2 protein-coding genes are annotated in these 1,975 nt (G+C 53.7%); both read left to right on the forward strand.

All coding sequences use genetic code 11. The features are described from left to right. Positions 1-316, forward strand: a 316-nt coding sequence (locus tag VJ956_RS12660; RefSeq protein ID WP_324085404.1) for a hypothetical protein, incomplete at its 5' end; no start/stop codon positions are given. 328 nt (positions 317-644) lie between these two features. Beyond that, positions 645-1,975 (forward strand): IS1182 family transposase (locus VJ956_RS12665; RefSeq protein ID WP_324085405.1); only part of this gene is annotated, 1,331 nt, incomplete at its 3' end.

Raw genomic sequence — 1,975 nt, forward strand, 5'->3', positions numbered from 1 at the left:
CGAAATTGAACGCTTCCTGCTTGTTCTGCGGTTTATTCACATCAAGGGAAAGGTAGAAATTGCCAGAATGAACGATGAGTCTAACTCATTTTCCAATACCTTTGAGGAACTGATCGAGGAAGTCAATTCTGCTGAACAGCGCCTCGACAAGCTCGGGGATATAATCCGGACACACGAAAAAACAGGCACGCTCTATGCCGGCTACAAAGGTAAGCTGACTGAGCTCGGTGCCCGTTTGAAAAATTACCGGGACTCGCACTCTGAAGACGATGCAGTTCAAAATCGAACACAGTTCGAAAGTGTAGAAGCTGCTTAGAGCCTCGACTGCCGATTTAATTGGTCTTTTTATGTTCGTTCAGAACAGGTTTTGAGGGGTGTTCAGGAGCAGAATGACGAGGTCGGGGACCGGTATCAGGTTGGCAATGAATCCCATTAGACACCACTCACGCATTTCGCTGAACGCTCATGCGGTCTCCCCTCAAGAGGCTGTGAGAAAATAAAGAACCAAATTTTCTTAAAAAAAAGGTGAAATTTACTGGTTTTAAATCGATTAAGTATATGTTTTTCATTATCTTAAACGGTGTTATTTGACCTTAAAACATACATTGTCTATGCCAACGATTATTCCTACAGACCGCAACCAGATGACCTTCATGACCAGTTTGGATGACATGGTCACCCCCGACCACCCCGTTCGGCTGATTGATGCACTCATCGACAAGATTATTGCCCGGGATACCGAGCATTTCGACCATCTGGCCCCGCAGTCGTCGGTCGGCCGCCGCGGATATTCGGCAGCGGCGCTGATTAAACTCTACATGTATGGGTATATTCACGGCATTAGTAGTTCGCGAAAGCTTGAGGCGGAAGCAACCCGTAATATCGAAGTGATCTGGCTGCTCAGCGGGCTGCAGCCCTCGTATAAAGTCATTGCGGACTACCGCCGGGATTACCCCGACCAGATCCAGAGGGTCAACGAGCAGATTGTCCGGTTCCTGGCCGACAGCGGCTGGATCAGCGGGGAGCGCATTGCCATTGACGGGACCAAACTTAAAGCCTACACCGGGTGGGATATGATCGACGGGGACCGTCTTGACGCCCAGCTGGCCAAATCCCACAGGCAGCTTGAGCAGTGGATGAAGCAGCTGGCCCTCAATGATTGTCAAGATGAGGTCGATGAACTTGATGGTGATGATCCCGATGGTGGGCCCCCCTCGGAGATTCTCCAGCAGATTGACAAACTCCATGAGAAGATCCGCCGTCTGGAAGGCCTGAAGGAAGAGCTTGACCGCCAGGGCACCACCCAAATCAGCCCCGCCGACTCCGAGGCGCGGCTGATGAAGTCCGCCCGTGGGGGCAAATACCCCGCCTACAACCTGCAGACGGCCGTTGACAGCGCCCATAAGATGATTGTCGTGGGAGCGGCCACGCAGGAGGCAACCGATTTTGAGCTGCTCGAGCCGATGGTATGGGCGGCGACCGGGCGTCTGGGCCGGGAGCCGGCCGAGGTGCTGGCCGATACCGGCTATGCCGATTTGGGAGATATCCAACGGATTCAAAATCAGGGGACGATTCGATGCTACGTACCGGAGAATGATGCGCCAAAAACCAACCGTCCGATTACCTTTGACTACAAGCCTGAGACGGACACGTTTGAATGCTCGCAGGGCCGGCCGCTGGAACCGGTCGCCAAGGGAAGATATAACAAAACGAAAGATGTCTATATGGATCACTACCGGGGAACCGACTGCACCGAGTGCCCGGTCGCCGGCGAGTGTACCAAGGCAGCAGACGGCGTGCGCACGCTGACGGTATTTCACGGGGCCGAATGGCGCGAACAATACAGGCAGCAGCTGACCAGCCGGTACGGGCGCGAGCGGATAGCCGAGCGTAAAGCCCTGGTGGAGCACCCCTTTGGCACGCTTCGCTACTGGATGGGGCAACTACCGTTAAAACTACGGGGTCTGAAGAAAGT

The organism is Marinobacter sp., assembly GCF_035268745.1.
GTDB lineage: Bacteria > Pseudomonadota > Gammaproteobacteria > Pseudomonadales > Oleiphilaceae > Marinobacter.